Source organism: Flavobacterium sp. (assembly GCF_043779715.1).
In the GTDB taxonomy this organism is placed as follows: domain Bacteria; phylum Bacteroidota; class Bacteroidia; order Flavobacteriales; family Flavobacteriaceae; genus Flavobacterium.
In genome coordinates this window covers 1-4,025 of sequence record NZ_JAYWDT010000086.1, presented here as the reverse complement: position 1 = coordinate 4,025, position 4,025 = coordinate 1, and the positions used below count along the sequence as shown (strand labels likewise).

3 protein-coding genes are annotated in these 4,025 nt (G+C 34.3%); all 3 read right to left on the bottom strand.

Annotated features, from left to right (window positions below; all coding sequences use genetic code 11):
• Positions 1–31 precede the first annotated feature (31 nt).
• A complete protein-coding gene (locus ACH2BG_RS04455) occupies positions 32–2,581 on the bottom strand; it encodes a sodium-translocating pyrophosphatase (RefSeq protein ID WP_395046517.1) in 2,550 nt (849 codons plus the stop codon).
• Positions 2,582–2,689: 108 nt separating this feature from the next.
• Positions 2,690–3,559 (bottom strand): T9SS type A sorting domain-containing protein, encoded by an 870-nt coding sequence (locus tag ACH2BG_RS04450; RefSeq protein ID WP_395046516.1) that lies wholly within the window; start codon positions 3,557–3,559, stop codon positions 2,690–2,692.
• Between the two features lie 82 nt (positions 3,560–3,641).
• The coding region (locus ACH2BG_RS04445) for an inorganic diphosphatase (protein ID WP_395046515.1) at positions 3,642–4,025 on the bottom strand (384 nt) is incomplete at its 5' end.

Here is a 4,025-nt window from a genome sequence, read left to right as displayed (position 1 = left end):
TGAGGCATTTTTTTGTATAATCTAAAAAGAATTATTTCTTTAAAGCATCTATTTTTGCTTGAACTTCTGCTTCTGTTCCTTCAAAAACTTGCGAAGTTGAAATCCCATTTACTACAGTAGTAACATTTGCTTTTGTCTTACCATTATCAGTCGATTTTTCAATCATTACTTGTTTAGAAATTTCTTGTTTTATTTCTCCTTTAAATTTTCCTGCTTCGTCATAATGTGACATGCATTCTGCTTTTTCTTCAGCATTACAACCCATTTCATCACACATTTTAGCGCACTCATCTTTTGTCATAGTTGCCATTTTAGTCATGTCGCATTTTGAAGTAGCGCATGATTTCATTTCAGTTTTAACTTCTGAAGCGCAACAAGCAGCTTTTGAAGTATTTTCCGAATGACTTCCGTTTCCTAAAATTGGTGCAATTACTAATCCAATCAAACAAGTTAATTTGATTAAAATATTCATTGATGGTCCAGAAGTATCTTTAAACGGATCTCCAACAGTATCTCCAGTTACAGCTGCTTTATGCGCATCAGAACCTTTATAAGTCATTTCACCATTAATCATAACTCCAGCTTCGAAAGATTTTTTAGCATTATCCCAAGCACCACCAGCGTTGTTTTGAAAAATAGCCCAAAGTACACCAGAAACAGTAACTCCAGCCATATATCCACCTAACATTTCAGCTATTAATTGATGATTATCTCCGTAAACCACCAATCCTAAAAGCACGATTGCAATTGGAAAACCAATAGTCATTACTCCAGGCAACATCATTTCACGTAATGCTGCTTTTGTAGAAATATCGACACATTTTGCATATTCTGGTTTTCCGGTTCCTTCCATAATTCCTGGAATTTCCTTAAACTGACGACGTACTTCATATACCATATCCATTGCAGCTTTTCCTACAGAATTCATTGCTAATGCAGAGAAAACTACAGGAATCATACCCCCTACGAATAACATCGCTAAAACTGGCGCTTTGAAAATATTAATACCATCAATTCCTGTAAAAGTTACATATGCAGCAAATAATGCCAATGAAGTTAATGCAGCCGAAGCTATTGCAAAACCTTTACCAGTTGCTGCAGTTGTGTTACCAACTGAATCCAAAATATCCGTACGAGTACGAACTTCTTTTGGTAATTCACTCATTTCAGCAATTCCTCCCGCATTATCAGATATTGGTCCGAAAGCGTCGATTGCTAATTGCATTGCAGTAGTTGCCATCATTGCCGATGCAGCTAATGCTACTCCGTAAAATCCTGCGAAAGCATAAGATGCCCAAATCGCAGCAGCAAATAACAATACTGTTGGGAATGTAGAAATCATACCCGTTGCTAATCCAGCAATTACGTTAGTTCCTGCTCCAGTTGACGATTTTTGAACAATTGCCATTACTGGTTTTGTACCCAAACCTGTATAATATTCCGTTACTGAAGAAATGGCTCCACCAACTATTAATCCTACGATTGTTGCATAAAAAACTCTCATAGATGAAATATCTTTTAAGCCTTCGCCAAAGAAATTCATTTTCATAGTTTCTGGCAACATATATTGTACCAAGAAATAACAAGCAACAGCAGTCATCACGATTGATGCCCAGTTACCAATATTTAATGCTTTTTGAACTTGTGCTTCTTTGGCGTTGTCATCAGAAATTTTTACTAACATCGTACCAATGATAGAGAATAAAATTCCGAAACCAGCGATTGCCATTGGTAATAAGATTGGCCCAATTCCGCCAAAAGCGTCTTGAATATTTCCACCCATATCTTTAATAACATAATTACCTAGAACCATTGCAGCCAAAACTGTTGCTACATAAGAACCAAATAAATCGGCACCCATTCCCGCAACATCTCCAACATTATCTCCAACATTATCTGCAATTGTAGCAGGATTTCTTGGATCATCTTCTGGAATTCCAGCTTCAACTTTACCAACTAAATCAGCACCAACATCGGCAGCTTTTGTATAAATACCTCCACCAACTCTTGCAAACAAAGCGATAGATTCTGCTCCAAGAGAGAAACCAGCTAATGTTTCTAAAACTTTAGTCATATCTTCAGATGAAGTCCAAACGCCACCCATAAACATATTATAAAGTATAATGAAAAAACCTGTGAGTCCAAGAACTGCAAGACCTGCAACTCCTAACCCCATTACAGTTCCACCACCAAAAGAAACTTTCAGCGCTTGCGGCAAACTTGTACGAGCTGCTTGTGTAGTACGAACATTTGTTTTAGTCGCGATTTTCATTCCCATATTTCCAGCTAAAGCAGAGAAAAATGCTCCGAAAACGAAGGCTACAACTATAAGTATATGCGTTGTCGCGTTTGGCAAAAAGGTTAAACTCGCTAAAACGATACTTGCAAGAACTACAAATATTGCTAATAATCGGTATTCTGCTTTTAAGAATGCCAAAGCTCCTTCATAGATGTAATCTGAAATTTCTTTCATTTTACCATCTCCAGCGTCTTGTTTTAATACCCAACTTCTTTTGATTGCCATAAAAATCAATCCGATGATTGCCATCACTATTGGCACATAAATCATTATTGTATTCATAAAATTATTATTGGTTAGTAATTTAGTTTTGGTAAATTTAACAAAAACAAACAAAAAAGCAACACTCTTTATAGAATGTTGCTTTTTAAATTTATTTATTTTTAAAACTTAGTATTTTATAACTTTACTTGTTTTAATTCCTTGATTAGAATTTACTTTAAAGAAATATATTCCAGAAGATAAATTATCAATATTAATTGTATTTGAGTTATTACTTAATTTTTGAGTAAATAATAATCTCCCATTACTATCCGAAACTTCCACATTTGTATTGTCTAAATCTTGAAAATCAATAGCAACATTATTTGTTGCAGGATTTGGATAGATTTTTATTTTAGAAGTTAATTCAAAACTATTTGCACTCAATACTGGTGTGCTCACTTGAATGGAATTAATACTATGATTAGTGTGTGATTGATCGCCAGCATATCCTCCAACAGAAATATAAAACCGAACTTCGTCTACATCGTCAAAGGCAGTATTTAATATAATGGTCATTGGAAGATAAGCTCCACCATCATAAGCTTGAAAAGTTGTTGAAGCCACTTCTGTGTTATTTTTATATCCTTTTACAGTGATTATAGTTGAGGAAATTTCCCCCCAGTTGTAATAAACAAACTGATTAAGTTTAAATTCACTTCCGCTTACAGATTTAATAAGCATTCCTTTTGAACCTATGGATGGTCCACCATCATTTCTAGTTAATCCCGAATATGAGCTATTGCTACTTGCTAAAAAACCATTGTTTTCCCAAGACAACTGATTTAGGAATGTTCCATTTACATCTGAGATATTATAAATTTGAATATTAATATCTGATATATTTACAGATCCTCCATCACCATCACTAGCAATATTATCTGAGGATATACCAGTATTGTTTGTAAATGTCAAGGTTGGAGCCGAACTGAGTGTTTGAGCTGAAGCAAGTCCTAAACTAGAAATTGCTGCTATAAGTAAAAAGTATTTTTTTGTCATAAAAAAAGGTATTAGATTAATTTATACAAATCTAATACCTTTTCCTATAAAAATCTCGAAATCATAGAGATTTATCGTTTCTTTATTTGATACTAAACAATCCTTCCGGCTTGTTTTCGATAGCTTCAAAACGTTCTGTACATTCTTTAATAATAGCACGAGCTTCGTTTACATCACCCCAGCCTTCTACATCAACTTTCTTTTTTTCTAAATCTTTATAAACTTGAAAAAAGTGTTCAATTTCTTTTAGCAAATGTGGGTTTATATCACTTAAATCATTTAAAGAATTCCAAATTGGATCAGAAACTGGTACGCAAATTACTTTTTCATCTGGTCCTTTGTCGTCTGCCATATGGAAAACACCAATAGGTTTTACTTCGATTACACAACCAGGAAATGTAGGTTTAGTTACTAATACCAATACATCCAATGGATCACCGTCTAAAGCTAATGTTTCTGGTATAAA